The sequence below is a fragment of the Pseudomonas sp. AN-1 genome (assembly GCF_034057115.1).
GTDB lineage: Bacteria > Pseudomonadota > Gammaproteobacteria > Pseudomonadales > Pseudomonadaceae > Geopseudomonas.
In genome coordinates, this window is record NZ_CP139195.1 from 4,170,518 (window position 1) to 4,187,768 (window position 17,251).

The following is a 17,251-nucleotide window of genomic DNA, read 5'->3' on the forward strand; positions in this document are numbered from 1 at the left end:
TGACCTTCGGTTGGGCGCTGTTCAGGCGTCGAACGCGCTGCGGATCCAGTTCAGTCGCGCAGGAGCGCTGTGCTCGGCGGGGCCGATGGCGATCACGTCGAAGCGGCAGGGGCACTGGCTCCAGCGCGACTGCTGTTGCAGGAAAACCTGGGCGGCGGCGCTGACGCGGGCGCGCTTGCGTGCGTCGACGCTGCCTTCGGCGCCGCCCCAGGCGCTGTGGCGCCGGTAACGCACTTCGACGAATACTACGGTATCGCCGTCGAGCATGACCAGATCCAGCTCGCCGAGGCGGCAGCGCCAGTTGCGCGCCAGCAGGCGCAGGCCGTGCTCCTCCAGGTGGGTCAGCGCCCAGCCTTCGGCGGCCTGCCCGGCGCTCTGGCGTGTGTCGCTCACTGGGCGGCTGCCTCCAGGCGATAGACCTGGCCGTTGCGGTACTCCGCCCACGGCAGGCTGCGCGCGACGCGCTGGCCGGGAGCCAGCTGCAGGCTGCCGGACAGGCCCTCCAGGCGGGTGCCCGGCAGGGTCTGCAGCTGGCCGAGGCGCGGCGCCAGGCGATAGGCATCGGCACCCATGGCGTACAGGCGGCCGAGGCTGCCGGCGGCGGCCGGCCACTGGCCGACCACCTGCTCGCGCAGCGGGTCGGCCTCGCCCAGCAGCCAGGGGGTTTCGCAGAAGCGGATGCCGTCGAGGTCGAGATCCTGGCTCGGGTCGTTGCTGCCGGTGAACAGGTGCGAGGTGGCGTACACCGGCAGGTCGCCGGCGTACTGGAAGGCCAGGGTCGGCTTGATCTGCCGGGCCTGCGCCGGGGTGGCGGCGAGGAACACGAAGTCGACGTCCTGGCGGCGTGCCGGCTGCGCCTCTACCTCGCTGCCGAGGCTGTCGCGCAGGCGCTTGGCGCGTGCTTCGCTGTCGCGCAGCTTGAGCAGGTCGGCGATCTGCTGGGCCAGGCGCACCGGCTGATCGACGTGCTCGGCCGCGATCAGGCTGCCGCCGCGCGCCTGCCAGTCCTTGCTGAAGGCGGCCAGGACGCGGTTGCCCCATTCACCGCTGGGCACCAGCGCCACGGCGCGGCGCATGCCGTCCTGCCACGCCCGTTCGGCGACCGCGCGGGCTTCGTCCTCGGCGGCCAGGCCGAACTGGAACAGCTGGGCCGGGCCCTCGCCGACGTTCTCGCTGTAGTTGAGCGCCAGGGTGGCGACCGGCAGCTGTTCGCGACGGTTGAGCTGGTTGACCAGCGGCTTCTCCAGCGGGCCGACCACCAGTTGCACGCCGTCGGCCTGGGCCTGGCGATAGAAGGCATCGAGATCGGTCAGTTGGCTGCTGTCGTGCAGGCTGATGTGCAGTTCGCTGTTGCCGCTCTGGTAGTGCGCGGCGAGGAATCCGTCGCGCAGGGCCTGGGCGGCACTGGCCAGCTGCCCCTGCTGGGGCAGCAGCAGGGCGACGCGGGTCAGCGGGCGGGCGGCGATTTCCTGCAGCTGGACCAGTGCCTGCGGCAGCTGGCGGGCTGCGGGGTGTTGCGGGTGCTGGGCCTGCCATTCGGCGATGCGCGTCACCTGCTGCGCTGGGGTGGCGTTGCTGCGCGCCAGGCGAGCGAGCTCCAGCCAGCCGCCGAGGTCGGCCTCGGGGCTGCTGGCGCTGGCCAGCTGGCTGGCGGACAGGTTGCCGAGCAGGCTCCAGATCGCCTCGTGGTTAGCGGCAGCGCTCTGGCCCTCCAGCAACGGGGCGACGTACACCCGCTCGCGGGCGGCGGCCAGCGGCTGGCCGTCGGCCTGCAGGGCCTTGGCGCGGGTCAGCTGGCTGCGCACCTGCTGGCCGACCGGCAGTTCGCCGAGGCGCTCGAAGCTGGGGTGCTGCAGCGCCTGCAGGGCGGCCTTGGGCTTGCCGCGGGCCAGGGCCAGCTCGGCCTGCAGGGTGCTGGCGAAAACCTGCTGGGCCGGCAGCAGCTCGTCGAGCTTGAGCAGGTCGAGGATCTGCTGGGTCTGCGCCAGATTGCCCTGGCGCAGGGACTGATCGGCGGCGGACAGGCGCAGCAGCGTGGCCTGTGCCGGCTTGACCTGCGCCGCCTGCTGCAGCAGCTGCTCGGCGCTGGCCTGGGACGGGACCGGCAGCTCACCGAGGCCGGACGTCTGCTGGCCGGCGCAGGCGGTCAGCAGGCCGACCAGGCAAAGGACGGAAAGGGGGCGCAGTCGGGCGATCATGTCAGTAATTCCGATTCGCAGGCTGGAAAGGGGCAATTGTACCCAAGCCCCGGCGGCGGTGCGATCTTGGCACGGCGAAACCCGCTACAATGCCGCATTTGGGCTGGCAGCGGGATGGCGATGTGAACACTCCGGGGACTCTTTATGTGGTGGCTACGCCGATCGGCAACCTCGAGGACATCAGCGCGCGGGCGCTGCGGGTGCTGCGCGAGGTCGCGCTGATCGCCGCCGAGGACACCCGCCACAGTGCCCGCCTGCTGCAGCACTTCGGCATCAATACGCCGCTGGCCGCCTGCCACGAGCACAACGAGCGCGAGCAGGGTTCGCGCCTGGTGCAGCGCCTGCTGGCCGGCGACGACCTGGCGCTGATCTCCGACGCCGGCACGCCGCTGATCTCCGATCCCGGCTATCACCTGGTGCGCAACGCGCGGGCCGCCGGGGTGCGTGTGGTGCCGGTGCCCGGCGCTTGTGCGCTGATCGCCGCGCTGTCGGCTTCCGGGCTGGCCTCCGACCGCTTCGTCTTCGAGGGCTTCCTGCCGGCGCGCGCGACGGCGCGGCGGCAGCGTCTGCAGGTGCTGCTCGAGGAGCCGCGCACGCTGATCCTCTACGAGGCGCCGCACCGCCTGCTGGAGTGTCTCGCCGACCTTAGCGAGCTGTTCGGCGTCGAGCGTCCTGCGGTGCTGGCGCGCGAGCTGAGCAAGACCTTCGAGACCATCAAGGGGGCGCCGCTCGGCGAGCTGCACGACTGGGTGGCGGCTGACAGCAACCAGCAGCGTGGCGAATGCGTGCTGCTGGTGGAGGGTTGGCAGGCGCCGGAGGGCGAGGAGGCGCTGAGTGCCGAGGCGCTGCGCGTGCTTGACCTGCTGCTGGCCGAGTTGCCGCTCAAGCGGGCGGCGGCGCTGGCGGCGGAGATCACCGGGGTGCGCAAGAATCTGCTCTACCAGCAGGCGCTGGGGCGACAGAAAGCCGAGGATTGAGCTTGTTATCCGGGCGCGCAGTGAGTACCCTGCGCGCCGGAGAGTCGGCCGGACAGTCGCTGCCCTGCTTGCAGGGGGGAGGAAAGTCCGGGCTCCACAGGGCAGAGTGCCAGGTAACGCCTGGGAGGCGCGAGCCTACGGAAAGTGCCACAGAAAACAACCGCCTAAGCGCGCAAGCGCCGGTAAGGGTGAAAAGGTGCGGTAAGAGCGCACCGCACGACTGGCAACAGTTCGTGGCTAGGTAAACCCCACTCGGAGCAAGACCAAATAGGGATCCATTGGCGTGGCCCGCGCTGGATCCGGGTAGGTTGCTTGAGGTCGTCAGCGATGGCGATCCTAGAGGAATGACTGTCCTCGACAAAACCCGGCTTACAGGCCGGCTCTCCTTCCTTCCGCTTTCTTCTCTTTCATTATCGGCGGCAGTTTTTAATTTCGAATTGCTATTGCTCTTGATAAAGAACTTTAAGTTCGAGAGCTGGCATGCCGATATCCCTCGATTTTTTCTCCCGGTTTACCACTCCTAATTCCCGCCTGTCGGTCTCTTCTCTAAGTTGCGGTCCAGTAAGGATTTTTCCTGTCGGGCTCGCCTTGACTGGGTCGCTGGGGCGTTCCTATAGTGTGTAAGGGTGGGGGAAAGTGGGTGAAAGTGGGGATTCCAGCCGTGTAACACAGCTCTTGGCGGCTGAGCACAACGGGGATGCGCAGCCGTGTTTCGCGGAGCCAATGTCATAAGTCTTGACGCCAAGGGCCGCCTGACGATGCCGAGCCGGTATCGCGACGAGTTCATGGCGCGCTGCGCCGGTCTGCTTGTGGTGACCATCGACACCATCGACTCCTGCCTGTGTGTCTATCCCCTCGATGAATGGGAACTGATCGAAGCCAAGTTGCGCGAACTGCCGTCGCTGCGCGAGGAAAACCGTCGCCTGCAGCGCCTGCTGATCGGCAATGCGGTGGATCTGGAACTGGATGCAGCCGGACGTTTCCTCGTGCCGCCGCGTCTGCGCGATTACGCCGGGCTGGACCGCCGTGCGGTGCTGGTCGGCCAGCTCAACAAGTTCCAGTTGTGGGACGAGGCGGCCTGGGCCCTGCGTTGTACGCAGGACCTCCAGGCCATCAAGGAACCCGGCGCGTTGCCGGAAGAATTACGCAACCTGATACTTTGATATGAATGCAGCCACCTTCAGCCATGTGACCGTCCTGCTCCGCGAAGCCGTCGAGGCGCTCGCCGTGCGCGCCGACGGCTGCTATCTGGATGGCACCTTCGGTCGCGGAGGTCACAGCCGCGAAGTGCTCCGCGCACTCGGCCCGGCCGGCCGCCTGCTGGGCTTCGACAAGGATCCGCTGGCGATCGCCACCGGTCGCGAACTGGCGGCGGCGGATGAGCGCTTCCAGATCGTCCAGCGCAGTTTCGCCGAACTGGGCAAGGAGGTCGCCGCGCGCGGCCTGAACGGCAAGGTCGACGGCGTCCTCCTCGATCTCGGCGTGTCCTCGCCGCAGCTGGACGACCCCGAGCGCGGTTTCAGCTTCATGAACGACGGCCCGCTGGACATGCGCATGAACCCGGATGCCGGGGTCAGCGCCGCGGACTGGATCGCCTCCGCCAGCGAGGAAGAGATTGCCCGGGTGTTCTACGAGTACGGCGAGGAGCGCTTCTCGCGGCGCATGGCGCGCGCCATCGTGCAGCGCCGCGGCGAGTGCCCGTTCACCCGTACCGCCGACCTCGCCGAGGTGATCGCCGCCGCCAACCCGGCCTGGGAGAAGGGCAAAAACCCGGCCACCCGTGCCTTCCAGGGCCTGCGCATCCACATCAACAACGAGCTGGGCGATCTCGAGCGGGGCCTCGGGGCGGCCCTCGAGGCGCTCGCCGTCGGCGGCCGCCTGGTGGTGATCAGTTTCCACTCGCTGGAGGATCGCATCGTCAAGCAGTTCATGCGCCGCCAGGTGAAGGGCGAGGCCGACAACCTGCCGCGCGATCTGCCGGTGCAGGTGGCCCGCTTCGAGCCGCGCCTGAAGCTGCTGGGCAAGCCTCAGTACGCGTCGGCCGAGGAACTCAAGGCCAACCCGCGCTCGCGCAGCGCGGTCATGCGCGTGGCGGAGAAGCTGAGATGATCCGCGGCGCCCGCGACGGCATGCCCAGCGGCAGTCTGCTGATGCTGGTGCTGTTCGGCCTCGTGCTGTGTTCGGCCGTGGCCGTGTCGTGGAGCGCGCACTGGAATCGCAAGCTGCTCAACCAGCTGTATGCCGAACTCAGCGTGCGCGACAAGGCGCAGGCCGAATGGGGCCGGCTGATCCTCGAGCAGAGCACCTGGACCGCGCACAGCCGCATCGAGGCGCTGGCCAGCGAGCAGCTGCAGATGCGCATCCCCGAGCCTGGTGAAGTGCGGATGGTGGCGCCATGATCAGTCTCGAGGGGGCCCTCTACCCCTGGCGCTTTCGTCTGGTGCTCGGCGTCCTGTTCGCCATGGTGGCGGTGATCGTCTGGCGCATCGTCGATCTCCACGTGTTCGACCATGACTTCCTCAAGGCCCATGGCGATGCACGCAGCGTGCGGCACATTCCGATCCCGGCGCACCGCGGGCTGATCACCGACCGCAACGGCGAGCCGCTGGCGGTCAGTACCCCGGTCACCACCCTGTGGGGCAACCCCAAGGAGCTGATGGGCGCGCGCCAGCACTGGCCGACCCTGGCCGCGGCGCTGGGCCTGGATCCGCAGGCGCTCAGCGCGAAGCTGCAGCAGAATGCCGGGCGCGAGTTCCTCTACCTGGCCCGCGGTCTGACCCCCGAGCAGGGCGAGGCGGTGCTGGCGCACAAGATTCCCGGGGTCTACAGCATCGAGGAGTTCCGCCGCTTCTATCCGGCCGGCGAGGTGACTGCCCATTTGATCGGCTTCACCGACATCGACGATCGCGGACGCGAGGGGGTCGAGCTGGCCTTCGAGCAGTGGCTGGCCGGCATGCCCGGCCAGCGCGAGGTGCTCAAGGATCGCCGCGGCCGCCTGATCAAGGACGTCGGCGTGGCGCGCAACGCCAAGCCGGGCAAGGAGCTGGCGCTGTCCATCGACCTGCGCCTGCAGTACCTGGCGCACCGCGAGCTGCGCAACGCCCTGGTGGAGAACAAGGCCAAGGCCGGCAGTCTGGTGATCCTCGACGTGCAGACCGGCGAGGTGCTGGCCATGGTCAACCACCCCACCTACAACCCCAACAACAAGCGCACCCTGCAACCGCAAGCGATGCGCAACCGCGCGCTGATCGACGTCTTCGAGCCGGGCTCGACGGTGAAGCCGATCTCGATGATGGCGGCCCTGGAGAGCGGGCGCTGGAAGCCCACCGACACCGTCGAGGTCTGGCCGCACAGCCTGCGCATCGGCCGCTACACCATCCGCGACGTGTCGCGCGGCGGCGGCCCGGTGCTCGACCTTACCGGCATCCTGATCCGTTCCAGCAACGTCGGCATCAGCAAGATCGCCTTCGACATCGGCGGCGAGGCGATCTACCACAAGATGCAGCAGCTCGGCCTCGGCCAGGACACCGGTCTGGGCTTCCCCGGCGAGCAGGTCGGCAACCTGCCCAACCACCGCAAGTGGCCGCAGGCGGAGACCGCGACACTCTCCTACGGCTATGGCCTGTCGGTGACGGCGATCCAGCTGGCCCATGCCTACGCGACCATCGCCAACCACGGGCGCATGGTGCCGCTGAGCCTGGCGCGCGTCGACCAGCCGGCGGCGGTCAGCCAGGTAATCCCCGACGAGGTGGCCAGGACCATGCAGGGCATGCTGCAGCAGGTGGTCGAGGCCCCGGGTGGCGCCCACCGCGCGCAGGTGCCCGGCTATCACGTGGCCGGCAAGAGCGGCACGGCGCGCAAGAACAGCGTGGGCAGCAAGGGCTACAAGCAGAACGCCTATCGCTCCCTGTTCGCCGGGTTCGCGCCGACCAGCAGCCCGCGCTTCGCCGCCGTCGTGGTGATCGACGAGCCGGGCGGCGAGGGCTACTTCGGTGGCCTGGTTTCCGCGCCGGTCTTCAGCAAGGTGATGGCCGGCACCCTGCGCTTGATGAACATAGCCCCGGACAACCTGCCGCCGCTGCCCGAAGCGCAGCAGGCGGTGGCGGTGCCCGGCAATGGAGGACGCGGCTGATGCCGATGAGTCTGCTGAAGATGTTTCCCCAGGCGCGTCGCGACGCGCTGATCCGCGAACTGAGCCTGGACAGTCGGGCGCTGCGCCCGGGCGACCTGTTTCTCGCCATCCCCGGCCATCACAGCGATGGCCGGGCCTATGTCGCCGACGCCATCGCCCGCGGTGCCGCTGCGGTGGCCTACGAGGCCGAGGGCGCGCTCGACATACCCGACTCCGCGGCGACCGTGCTGATCCCGGTGAAGGGCCTGGCCGGCCAGCTGTCGGCCATCGCCGGGCGTTTCTACGGCGATCCCAGCCGCAGCCTCGACCTGATCGGCGTCACCGGTACCAACGGCAAGACCAGCGTCAGCCAGCTGCTGGCCCAGGCCCTCGACCTGCTCGGCCAGCGCTGCGGCCTGATCGGCACCCTCGGCGTCGGCTTCCACGACGACCTGCAGTGCGGCCGCCATACCACTCCCGATCCGCTCGCCGTGCAGGCCGAGCTGGCGCGCCTCAAGCAGGCCGGCGCCCGGGCGGTGGCCATGGAGGTGTCCTCCCACGGCCTCGACCAGGGCCGGGTCGAGGCGCTGGACTTCGACGTGGCGGTGTTCACCAACCTGTCGCGCGACCACCTCGACTACCACGGCGACATGGCTGCCTACGGCGAGGCCAAGGCGCGGCTGTTCGCCTGGCCGGGCCTGTGCACCCGGGTGATCAACCTCGACGACCTGTTCGGTCGCGAGCTGGCCGCTCGCCCGGCACCGTCGCGGCTGATCAGCTACAGCCAGATCGATCCCGCCGCCACCCTCTACTGCACCGAGGCCGAGTTCGGCGAGGCGGGCGTGCGCGCCCGGCTGATCACCGCCCAGGGCGACGGCCTGCTGGTCAGCCCGCTGCTCGGCCGCTTCAACCTGAGCAACCTGCTGGCGGTGGTCGGTGCGCTGATGGGGCTGAATCATCCGCTGGACGAGATCCTGCGCGTGCTGCCGCAGCTCAAGGGCCCGGTCGGACGCATGCAGCGCCTCGGCGGCGGCGCCGGGCCGCTGGTGGTGGTCGACTATGCGCACACTCCGGATGCCCTGGAGAAGGTCCTCGAGGCCTTGCGCCCGCACACCCGTGGCCGCCTGCTGTGCCTGTTCGGCTGCGGCGGCGACCGCGACCGCGGCAAGCGCCCGCTGATGGCTGCGGCCGTCGAGGGGCTGGCCGACGGCGTCTGGGTCACCGACGACAATCCGCGCAGCGAGGATCCGCAGCGGATCGTCGCCGACATCCGCGCCGGCTTCCGCGAGCCGGAGCGGGTGACCTTCGTCGCCGGGCGCGGCGAGGCGATCCGCCGGCTGATCGCCGGCGCGGCGCCGGACGACGTGATCCTGCTGGCCGGCAAGGGCCACGAGGACTACCAGGAAATCGCCGGGGTGCGCCATCCCTTCTCCGATATCGAACAGGCCGCCGCCGCGCTGGCCGAACGCGAGGTGCAGGATGCTTGAAGCCTGGATGCTGAGCACGGTGCTGGGTGCCCTCAGGGGCCGCCTGGCCGGGCCGGATGCCTTCTTCAACGGGGTGAGCATCGACAGCCGCCGGATCGAGCCGGGCCAGCTGTTCGTCGCCCTGTCCGGCGCGCGCTTCGACGGGCACGACTACCTCGAGCAGGTCGCCGCCAAGAGCGCCGCCGCCGCGCTGGTCGAGCGCGAGCAGGAGGAAGTCGAGCTGCCGCAGCTGGTGGTGGCCGACACCCGCCTGGCTCTCGGTCAGCTCGGCGCGCTGAACCGCGCCGCCTTCCGCGGCCGGGTCGCGGCGGTCACCGGCTCCAGCGGCAAGACCACGGTCAAGGAGATGCTCGCCAGCATCCTGCGTGCCGACCACGGCGGCGACGCCGCCGCGGTGCTGGCCACCCGCGGCAACCTCAACAACGACCTCGGCGTGCCGCTGACCCTGCTCGAGCTGGCGCCGCAGCACCGCAGCGCGGTGATCGAGCTGGGCGCCAACCATGTCGGCGAGATCGCCTACACGGTCGGCCTGAGCAGGCCGCAGGTGGCGATCATCACCAACGCTGGCAGCGCCCACGTCGGCGAGTTCGGCGGCCCGGAGAAGATCGTCGAGGCCAAGGGCGAGATCCTCGAGGGCCTGGACGCCGACGGCGTGGCCGTGCTCAACCGCGACGATCCGGCCTTCGAGGTGTGGTCCAGGCGCGCCGCCGGGCGCCAGGTGCTGAGCTTCGCCATGCACGCCGCCGCCGACTTCAGCGCCCGCGAACTGGCCCGCGACGCCCGCGGCTGCCCGGCCTTCACCCTGGTCGGCCCGGGCGGTGAGGTGCGCATCCAGCTCAACCTGCTCGGCGAGCACAACGTGGCCAATGCCCTGGCCGCCGCCGCCGCCGCCCACGCCCTGGGTGTCGGCGGCGCGGCGATCCGCGCCGGGCTGGAGGCCCTGCAGCCAGTCAAGGGGCGTGCCTGCGCGCAGCTCGCTCCGTCTGGAATGCGGGTCATCGACGACAGCTACAACGCCAATCCCGCCGCAATCAAGGCGGCGATTGATATACTGGCGGGCTTTTCCGGACGCACCGTCCTGGTGCTGGGCGACATGGGCGAGTTGGGTGCCTGGGCCGAGGCTGGCCACCGCGAGGTGGGCGCCTATGCCCGTGGCAAGGTCGACGCGCTGTACGCCGTGGGCCCGCTGATGAGCCATGCCGTCGCTGCCTTCGGCGAGGGTGCGCGGCATTTTGCCAGTCAGGCTGAACTGATCGCCGTCCTCGCTGCCGAACAGTCTCCGGAAACCACCCTGTTGATCAAAGGCTCGCGCAGCGCGGCGATGGAAAACGTCGTGGCTGCGTTCTGTGCCTGTGCTGGAGAACACTAAATGCTGCTGCTGTTGGCCGAGTTTCTGCAACAGTTCCACAAGGGCTTCGCGGTCTTTCAGTACCTGACCCTGCGCGGAATCCTCGGCGTGCTCACCGCCCTGGCCCTGGCACTGTGGCTGGGGCCGTGGATGATCAAGACCCTGCGCACCCGCCAGATCGGCCAGGCGGTGCGCGACGACGGCCCGCAGTCGCACCTGTCGAAGAAGGGCACGCCGACCATGGGCGGTGCGCTGATCCTCTCCGCCATCGCCATCAGCACCCTGCTGTGGGCCGACCTGTCCAATCGCTACGTGTGGGTGGTGCTCGGCGTCACCCTGCTGTTCGGCGCCATCGGCTGGGTCGACGATTACCGCAAGGTGATCGAGAAGAACTCGCGTGGTCTGCCGAGCCGCTGGAAGTACTTCTGGCAGTCGGTGTTCGGCCTCGCCGCGGCGGTGTTCCTCTATATGACCGCCGCCACCCCGGTGGAGACCACCCTGTTCCTGCCGCTGCTGAAGAACATCGAGATCCCGCTGGGGATCTTCTTCGTCGTGCTGACCTATTTCGTCATCGTCGGCTCGAGCAATGCGGTCAACCTGACCGACGGCCTCGACGGTCTGGCGATCCTGCCCACCGTGCTGGTCGGCGGCGCGCTGGGCATCTTCTGCTACCTGTCGGGCAACGCCAAGTTCGCCGAATACCTGCTGATTCCCTACGTCGCCGGCTCCGGCGAGCTGATCGTGTTCTGCGGCGCGCTGATCGGCGCCGGCCTCGGCTTCCTGTGGTTCAACACCTACCCGGCGCAGGTGTTCATGGGCGACGTCGGTGCCCTGGCGCTCGGTGCCGCACTGGGGACCATCGCAGTGATCGTCCGCCAGGAAGTGGTGCTGTTCATCATGGGCGGGGTGTTCGTCATGGAGACCCTGTCGGTGGTGATCCAGGTCGCCTCGTTCAAGCTCACCGGACGCCGCGTGTTCCGTATGGCACCGATCCACCACCACTTCGAGCTCAAGGGCTGGCCGGAGCCGCGGGTCATCGTGCGCTTCTGGATCATCACCGTGGTGCTGGTGCTGGTCGGCCTGTCCACCCTGAAGCTGAGGTAAGAGAGATGACGCTGATCGCTTCCGACCAGTTCCGCATCGTTGTCGGCCTCGGCAAGAGCGGCATGTCGCTGGTGCGCTTCCTCGCCCGCCAGGGCGTGCCCTTCGCTGTGGTCGACACCCGTACCAATCCGCCGGAACTGGCCACCCTCGAGGCCGAGTACCCGCAGGTCGAGGTACGCTGCGGCGCGCTGGACGTCGACTTTCTCTGCCGCGCCAGCGAGCTGTACGTCAGCCCCGGCCTGCCGCTGGCCACCGCCGCGCTGCAGGAGGCCCGGGCGCGCGGAGTCAGGCTGTCCGGCGACATCGACCTGTTCGTACGCCACGCCCGGGCGCCGATCGTCGCCATCACCGGTTCCAACGCCAAGAGCACCGTGACCACCCTGGTCGGCGAGATGGCGCAGGCCGCCGGCAAGAAGGTGGCGGTGGGCGGCAACCTCGGCACCCCGGCGCTGGATCTGCTGGCTGACGACATCGAGCTGTACGTGCTGGAGCTGTCCAGCTTCCAGTTGGAGAGCACCGAGCGGCTGAGCGCCGAGGTGGCCACCTGCCTGAATGTCAGCGACGACCACATGGACCGCTACAGCGGCATGGAAAGCTATCACCTGGCCAAGCACCGCATCTTCCGTGGCGCCCGCCAGGTAGTGGTCAACCGCCAGGACCCGCTGTCGCGGCCGCTGATCGCCGACCAGGTGCCGTGCTGGAGCTTCGGCCTCGACAAGCCGGACTTCAAGTCGTTCGGCATCCTCGAGGAGAACGGCGAGAAGTACCTCGCCTTCCAGTTCAGCAAGCTGATGCCGGTGCGCGAGCTGAAGATCCGCGGCGCGCACAACCAGGCCAACGCCCTGGCCGCGCTGGCCCTCGGCCATGCCGTCGGCCTGCCGCTGGCGCCGATGCTCGACACCCTGCGCCGCTTCACCGGCCTGGCGCACCGCTGCCAGTGGGTGCGCGAGCGTGACGGGGTGACCTTCTACGACGATTCCAAGGCGACCAACGTCGGTGCCGCGCTGGCGGCCATCGACGGCCTGGGCGCCGAGATCGACGGCAAGCTGCTGCTGATCGCCGGCGGCGACGGCAAGGGCGCCGACTTCAACCCGCTGCGTGCCAGCGTGGCGCGCTACTGCCGGGCGGTGGTGCTGCTCGGCCGCGATGCCGAACTGATCGCTGGCGCGCTGACCGGCAGCGACGAGCAGCCGGTGGTGCCGCTGGTGCGTGTCGCCAGTCTCGACGAGGCGGTGCAGCGCTGCGCCGAACTGGCCGAGGCGGGCGACGCCGTGCTGCTGTCGCCGGCCTGCGCCAGCCTGGACATGTTCAGGAACTTCGAGGAGCGCGGCCGTCTGTTCGCCGCGGCCGCGAGGGAGCTGCCCTGATGCGCGCGCTGCTGCGCCTGAGCCCGTCGCCGCTGCGCAGTCGGCGCGGCGTCGACATGGACTTCCCGCTGCTGGCGGGTTGCCTGGCGCTGCTCGGCCTCGGCTTCGTGATGGTCTCCTCGGCGTCCTCCGAGGTGGCCGGTGCCTTGTCGGGCAACTCGCTGTACTTCATGGTCCGCCAGCTGCTGTTCCTCGCCGTCGGCTGCGCGGCCGCCGGCGTGGTCCTGCTGGTGCCGGTGGCGACCTGGCAGAAGAACGGCGGCAAGCTGCTGATCGCCGCCTTCATCCTGCTGGTGCTGGTGCTGGTGCCGGGCATCGGCCGCGAGGTCAACGGCGCGCGGCGCTGGATCGGCTTCGGCGGCATCAACATCCAGCCTTCGGAGCTGGCCAAGCTGTTCACCGTGATCTACCTGGGCGGTTACCTGGTGCGCCGCCAGGCCGACGTGCACAACAGCTGGAAGGGGCTGCTCATGCCCTTGATCGTGCTCGGCCTGATGGCCGGCCTGCTGCTCTCCGAGCCGGACTTCGGTGCCACCGTGGTGCTGGTCGGCTCCGGCATCACCATGCTGTTCCTCGGTGGCGTCAGCCTGCTGCGCTTCCTGCCGATGGTGATCGGTGTGCTGGCGCTCGGCGTGGTGGTGATGACCAGCCAGGCCTACCGTCTCAAGCGCCTGACCAACTTCATCGACCCCTGGGCCGATCAGTTCGGCGCCGGCTACCAGCTCAGCCAGGCGCTGATCGCCTTCGGCCGCGGCGAGTGGCTGGGCGTCGGTCTGGGCAACAGCGTGCAGAAGCAGTTCTACCTGCCGGAGGCGCACACCGACTTCGTGTTCGCCGTGCTCGCCGAGGAACTGGGCATGATCGGCGCACTGGCCACCGTGGCGCTGTTCGTGCTGGTCACCCTGCGCGCGCTGCACATCGGCCTGCAGGCGGAAAAGGACCAGCAGTATTTCTCGGCCTACGTGGCCTACGGAGTGGCCATCCAGTGGATCGGCCAGTTCCTGATCAACATCGGCGTGAACGTCGGCCTGTTGCCGACCAAGGGCCTGACCCTGCCGTTCCTCAGCTACGGGGGCAGTTCGCTGGTGGTCTGCTGCGTCAGCCTGGCCCTGCTGCTGCGCATCGACTGGGAGCGGCGCAACCTGCTGGGAAATGCAGAGATGGAGTTTACCGAAGAGGATTTTGCCGAGGAGGAACCGCGCCATGCCCGCTAACGTGCTGATCATGGCCGGCGGCACCGGCGGGCACGTGTTCCCGGCGCTGGCCTGCGCCCGCGAGTTCCAGGCGCGTGGCTACAACGTGCACTGGCTGGGCACCCCGCGAGGCATCGAGAACGAACTGGTGCCGCAGGCCGGCCTGCCGCTGCACCGCATCGAGATGAGCGGCCTGCGTGGCAAGGGCCTGCTGTCGCTGCTCAAGGCGCCGCTGCTGCTGGCCAGGGCGCTGTGGCAGGCGCGCCGCGTGCTGCGCGAGCTGCGCCCGGTCTGCGTGCTGGGCATGGGCGGCTTCGTCACCGGCCCCGGTGGCTGGGCCGCGCGCCTGGCCGGCGTGCCGCTGGTGATCCACGAGCAGAACGCCGTGGCCGGCACCGCCAACCGGGCCCTGGTGCCCTTCGCGGCGCGGGTCTGCGAGGCCTTCCCGGATACCTTCGCCGCCAGCGCCAAGCGCCGCACCACCGGCAATCCGGTGCGCCCGGAGCTGTTCCTCGCCGCCTCCCGGCAGAGCCCGGCCGCGCGCCCGGTGCGCCTGCTGGTGCTGGGCGGCAGCCTGGGCGCCGAGCCGCTCAACAAGCTGCTGCCGGCGGCGCTGGCACAGGTGAAGGCCGAGCTGCGCCCGCAGGTGCGCCACCAGGCTGGCCGGCAGCACGCCGAGGTAACCCGTGCGCGCTACGCCGAGGCCGGCGTCGACGCCGAGGTGCTGCCGTTCATCCGCGACATGGCCGCGGCCTATGCCTGGGCCGACCTGGTGATCTGCCGGGCCGGCGCGCTGACCGTCTGCGAGCTGGCCGCCGCCGGCCTGCCGTCGCTGCTCATTCCGCTGCCGCACGCCATCGACGATCACCAGACGCGCAATGCCGAATATCTGGCCAGGGCCGGTGCCGCCGTGCTCTTGCCGCAACATGCCACTGACGCGGCCGCGCTGGCCGCGCAGCTGACCGAGGTCCTGATGCACAGCGAAAAACTCGAAGCCATGGGCGCTACTGCCCGCCGCCTGGCCAAGCCCGAAGCCACCCGCGAGGTGGTCGATATCTGCCTGGAGGTGGCCCATGGCTGATGCCCTGCGCGGCAACAATCCGGCCGAGGTACGGCGCATGCGCCGCATCCGTCGCATCCACTTCGTCGGCATCGGTGGCGTCGGCATGTGCGGCATCGCCGAGGTGCTGCTCAACCTCGGCTACCAGGTGTCCGGCTCCGACCTCAAGGCCTCGCCGGTGACCGCGCGCCTGGAGAGCTTCGGTGCGCAGATCTTCATCGGCCACCGCGCCGAGAACGTCGAGCAGGCCGACGTGCTGGTGGTGTCCAGCGCCATCAACCCGGCCAACCCGGAAGTCGCCCATGCCCTGGAGCGGCGCATCCCGGTGGTGCCGCGTGCCGAGATGCTCGCCGAGCTGATGCGCTACCGCCACGGCATCGCGGTGGCCGGCACCCACGGCAAGACCACCACCACCAGCCTGATCGCCTCGGTGTTCGCCGCCGCCGGCCTCGATCCGACCTTCGTCATCGGTGGCAAGCTGACCGCTGCCGGCACCAACGCCCAGCTCGGCGCCAGCCGCTATCTGGTGGCCGAGGCCGACGAGAGCGACGCCAGCTTCCTGCACCTGCAGCCGATGGTCTCGGTGGTCACCAACATCGACGCCGACCACATGAGCACCTACGGCGGCGACTTCAACAAGCTGAAGAAGACCTTCGTCGACTTCCTGCACAACCTGCCGTTCTATGGCCTGGCGGTGCTCTGCGTCGACGACCCGGTGGTGCGCGAGATCCTGCCGCAGGTCAGCCGGCCGATCGTCACCTACGGCTTCGACGAGGGCGCCGACCTGCGCGCCATCGACGTGCGCCAGCAGGGCATGCGCACCTACTTCACCGTGCTGCGCAAGGACCGCGAGCCGCTCGCCGTGGTGGTCAACATGCCCGGCCGGCACAACGTGCTCAACGCGCTGGCCACCATCGCCATCGCCACCGACGAGGGCATCGGCGACGACGCCATCCTCGCCGGCCTGTCCGGCTTCCAGGGCGTCGGTCGGCGCTTCCAGGTCTACGGCGAGCTGCCGGCCGAAGGCGGCAGCGTGATGCTGGTCGACGACTACGGCCACCACCCGCGCGAGGTTGCCGCGGTGATCAAGGCGGTGCGCGACGGCTGGCCGGAGCGGCGGCTGGTGATGGTCTATCAGCCGCACCGCTACAGCCGCACCCGCGACCTCTACGACGACTTCGTGCAGGTGCTCGGCGAGGCCAGCGTGCTGCTGCTGATGGAGGTCTACCCGGCCGGCGAGGAGCCGATCCCCGGTGCCGACAGCCGCCAGCTGTGCCACAGCATCCGCCAGCGCGGCGTGCTCGACCCGATCTACGTCGAGCGCGGCACCGACCTGGCGCCGCTGCTCAAGCCGCTGCTGCGCCCAAACGACATCCTGCTCTGCCAGGGCGCCGGCGACATCGGCGGCGTCGCTCCGCAACTGATCAACCATCCGCTGTTCGCTGTGCAAGGTGAGTCGAAATGAGTCAGCCATCCAACCTCGATCTCCAGGCCTTCGGTCGTGTCGCCGTCCTCTACGGTGGCCGCAGCGCCGAGCGCGCGGTATCGCTGAAGTCCGGCGCGGCCGTGCTGGAGGCCCTGCAGGGCGCCGGGGTGGACGCCTTCGGCATCGACGTCGGTAGCGACCTGCTGCAGCGCCTGGCCGGCGAGCGCATCGACCGCGCCTTCATCGTCCTGCATGGCCGCGGCGGCGAGGACGGCAGCATGCAGGGCCTGCTCGAGTGCCTGGAGATCCCCTACACCGGCAGCGGCGTGCTGGCCTCGGCGCTGGCGATGGACAAGCTGCGCACCAAGCAGGTGTGGCAGAGCCTCGGCCTGCCGACGCCGCGCCACGCGGTGCTGGCCTCGGCCGCCGACTGCGAGCGCGCCGCCGTCGAGCTGGGCTTCCCGCTGATCGTCAAGCCGGCCCACGAGGGCTCGAGCATCGGCATGGCGCGGGTGGAGAGCCTGGAGGCGCTGCTGGCCGCCTGGCAGGACGCCCGCCGCTACGACCCGCAGGTGCTGGTCGAGCAGTGGATCAGCGGTCCCGAGTTCACCGTGGCCGTGCTGCGTGGCGAAGTGCTGCCGCCGATCCGCCTGGGCACCACCCACAGCTTCTACGACTACGAGGCCAAGTACCTGGCCGACGATACCCGCTACCAGATCCCCTGCGGCCTGGAGGCGGACAAGGAAGAGGAACTCAAGGCGCTCGTCGCACGCGCCTGCGAAGCGGTCGGCACCCGCGGCTGGGCCCGCGCCGACGTGATGCAGGATGCCGACGGGCAGTTCTGGCTGCTGGAGGTCAACACCGTTCCGGGGATGACCGACCACAGCCTGGTCCCGATGGCCGCACGGGCGGCTGGCCTGGATTTCCAGCAACTGGTGCTGGAAATCCTCGCCGACAGCCTCGAGGCAAGGAGCTGATCC

General features: G+C 69.5%; 15 protein-coding genes and 1 other RNA gene. 14 read left to right on the forward strand and 2 right to left on the reverse strand.

Annotated elements, in window-relative coordinates; all coding sequences use genetic code 11:
* Positions 1 to 21: 21 nt before the first annotated feature.
* Both SK095_RS19585 and SK095_RS19590 read right to left on the reverse strand, forming a co-directional pair.
* Entirely contained in the window at positions 22 to 393 is a 372-nt protein-coding gene (locus tag SK095_RS19585) for a YraN family protein (RefSeq protein WP_136488226.1), read from the reverse strand.
* Entirely contained in the window at positions 390 to 2,198 is a 1,809-nt protein-coding gene (locus SK095_RS19590; protein ID WP_201485170.1) for a penicillin-binding protein activator, read from the reverse strand. The genes SK095_RS19585 and SK095_RS19590 overlap by 4 nt, the downstream gene beginning before the upstream one ends.
* A gap of 89 nt (positions 2,199 to 2,287) precedes the next feature.
* Here SK095_RS19590 and rsmI point away from each other — a divergent pair, with 89 nt between their 5' ends.
* From rsmI to SK095_RS19660, 14 genes are all read left to right on the forward strand, one after another.
* Positions 2,288 to 3,175, forward strand: a complete 888-nt coding sequence (rsmI, locus tag SK095_RS19595) for a 16S rRNA (cytidine(1402)-2'-O)-methyltransferase (protein ID WP_320547215.1) — start codon at positions 2,288 to 2,290, stop codon at positions 3,173 to 3,175.
* A gap of 40 nt (positions 3,176 to 3,215) precedes the next feature.
* Positions 3,216 to 3,563, forward strand: an RNA gene (gene rnpB, locus SK095_RS19600) — RNase P RNA component class A.
* A 319-nt stretch (positions 3,564 to 3,882) separates the two neighbouring features.
* On the forward strand, positions 3,883 to 4,338 hold the full coding sequence (mraZ, locus tag SK095_RS19605) for a division/cell wall cluster transcriptional repressor MraZ (RefSeq protein WP_320547216.1): 456 nt from the start codon (positions 3,883 to 3,885) through the stop codon (positions 4,336 to 4,338).
* 1 nt (position 4,339) lies between these two features.
* On the forward strand, positions 4,340 to 5,284 hold the full coding sequence (gene rsmH, locus SK095_RS19610; RefSeq protein ID WP_320547217.1) for a 16S rRNA (cytosine(1402)-N(4))-methyltransferase RsmH: 945 nt from the start codon (positions 4,340 to 4,342) through the stop codon (positions 5,282 to 5,284).
* A complete protein-coding gene (gene ftsL / locus SK095_RS19615) occupies positions 5,281 to 5,574 on the forward strand; it encodes a cell division protein FtsL (protein ID WP_136488221.1) in 294 nt (97 codons plus the stop codon). Before rsmH ends, ftsL begins: the two co-directional genes overlap by 4 nt.
* Positions 5,571 to 7,307, forward strand: coding sequence for a peptidoglycan D,D-transpeptidase FtsI family protein (locus SK095_RS19620; protein ID WP_136488220.1), 1,737 nt, complete (start codon positions 5,571 to 5,573; stop codon positions 7,305 to 7,307). The genes ftsL and SK095_RS19620 overlap by 4 nt, the downstream gene beginning before the upstream one ends.
* Positions 7,307 to 8,773, forward strand: coding sequence for a UDP-N-acetylmuramoyl-L-alanyl-D-glutamate--2,6-diaminopimelate ligase (locus tag SK095_RS19625; protein WP_201485175.1), 1,467 nt, complete (start codon positions 7,307 to 7,309; stop codon positions 8,771 to 8,773). The genes SK095_RS19620 and SK095_RS19625 overlap by 1 nt, the downstream gene beginning before the upstream one ends.
* Positions 8,766 to 10,142: a UDP-N-acetylmuramoyl-tripeptide--D-alanyl-D-alanine ligase gene (locus SK095_RS19630; RefSeq protein ID WP_320547218.1), complete on the forward strand. Its 1,377-nt coding sequence runs from the start codon at positions 8,766 to 8,768 to the stop codon at positions 10,140 to 10,142. Before SK095_RS19625 ends, SK095_RS19630 begins: the two co-directional genes overlap by 8 nt.
* Positions 10,143 to 11,225, forward strand: a complete 1,083-nt coding sequence (mraY, locus tag SK095_RS19635) for a phospho-N-acetylmuramoyl-pentapeptide-transferase (protein WP_136488217.1) — start codon at positions 10,143 to 10,145, stop codon at positions 11,223 to 11,225.
* Positions 11,226 to 11,230: 5 nt separating this feature from the next.
* Positions 11,231 to 12,592 carry a UDP-N-acetylmuramoyl-L-alanine--D-glutamate ligase gene (gene murD / locus SK095_RS19640; protein ID WP_320547219.1) on the forward strand — a complete coding sequence of 454 codons (1,362 nt, stop codon included), beginning with the start codon at positions 11,231 to 11,233 and terminating at the stop codon, positions 12,590 to 12,592.
* The gene (gene ftsW / locus SK095_RS19645) at positions 12,592 to 13,806 is read left to right on the forward strand and encodes a putative lipid II flippase FtsW (protein WP_136488215.1); all 1,215 of its coding nucleotides are present in this window, start codon (positions 12,592 to 12,594) and stop codon (positions 13,804 to 13,806) included. Before murD ends, ftsW begins: the two co-directional genes overlap by 1 nt.
* Complete coding sequence (gene murG / locus SK095_RS19650) at positions 13,796 to 14,866, forward strand: undecaprenyldiphospho-muramoylpentapeptide beta-N-acetylglucosaminyltransferase (RefSeq protein ID WP_136488214.1); 1,071 nt, start codon at positions 13,796 to 13,798, stop codon at positions 14,864 to 14,866. Before ftsW ends, murG begins: the two co-directional genes overlap by 11 nt.
* Positions 14,859 to 16,310 (forward strand): UDP-N-acetylmuramate--L-alanine ligase, encoded by a 1,452-nt coding sequence (murC, locus tag SK095_RS19655; protein ID WP_136488213.1) that lies wholly within the window; start codon positions 14,859 to 14,861, stop codon positions 16,308 to 16,310. Before murG ends, murC begins: the two co-directional genes overlap by 8 nt.
* Positions 16,307 to 17,248: a D-alanine--D-alanine ligase gene (locus tag SK095_RS19660; protein WP_136488212.1), complete on the forward strand. Its 942-nt coding sequence runs from the start codon at positions 16,307 to 16,309 to the stop codon at positions 17,246 to 17,248. The genes murC and SK095_RS19660 overlap by 4 nt, the downstream gene beginning before the upstream one ends.
* Positions 17,249 to 17,251 lie beyond the last annotated feature (3 nt).

Excerpts from the sequence above, each read along its gene's own strand:
- SK095_RS19590 (WP_201485170.1), bottom strand. The coding sequence starts at position 2,198 with ATGATCGCCCGACTGCGCCCCCTTTCCGTCCTTTGCCTGGTCGGCCTG.
- rsmI (WP_320547215.1), top strand. The coding sequence starts at position 2,288 with ATGCCGCATTTGGGCTGGCAGCGGGATGGCGATGTGAACACTCCGGGG.
- rsmH (WP_320547217.1), top strand. The coding sequence starts at position 4,340 with ATGAATGCAGCCACCTTCAGCCATGTGACCGTCCTGCTCCGCGAAGCC.
- ftsL (WP_136488221.1), top strand. The coding sequence starts at position 5,281 with ATGATCCGCGGCGCCCGCGACGGCATGCCCAGCGGCAGTCTGCTGATG.
- SK095_RS19620 (WP_136488220.1), top strand. The coding sequence starts at position 5,571 with ATGATCAGTCTCGAGGGGGCCCTCTACCCCTGGCGCTTTCGTCTGGTG.
- SK095_RS19625 (WP_201485175.1), top strand. The coding sequence starts at position 7,307 with ATGCCGATGAGTCTGCTGAAGATGTTTCCCCAGGCGCGTCGCGACGCG.
- SK095_RS19630 (WP_320547218.1), top strand. The coding sequence starts at position 8,766 with ATGCTTGAAGCCTGGATGCTGAGCACGGTGCTGGGTGCCCTCAGGGGC.
- mraY (WP_136488217.1), top strand. The coding sequence starts at position 10,143 with ATGCTGCTGCTGTTGGCCGAGTTTCTGCAACAGTTCCACAAGGGCTTC.
- murD (WP_320547219.1), top strand. The coding sequence starts at position 11,231 with ATGACGCTGATCGCTTCCGACCAGTTCCGCATCGTTGTCGGCCTCGGC.
- ftsW (WP_136488215.1), top strand. The coding sequence starts at position 12,592 with ATGCGCGCGCTGCTGCGCCTGAGCCCGTCGCCGCTGCGCAGTCGGCGC.
- murG (WP_136488214.1), top strand. The coding sequence starts at position 13,796 with ATGCCCGCTAACGTGCTGATCATGGCCGGCGGCACCGGCGGGCACGTG.
- murC (WP_136488213.1), top strand. The coding sequence starts at position 14,859 with ATGGCTGATGCCCTGCGCGGCAACAATCCGGCCGAGGTACGGCGCATG.
- SK095_RS19660 (WP_136488212.1), top strand. The coding sequence starts at position 16,307 with ATGAGTCAGCCATCCAACCTCGATCTCCAGGCCTTCGGTCGTGTCGCC.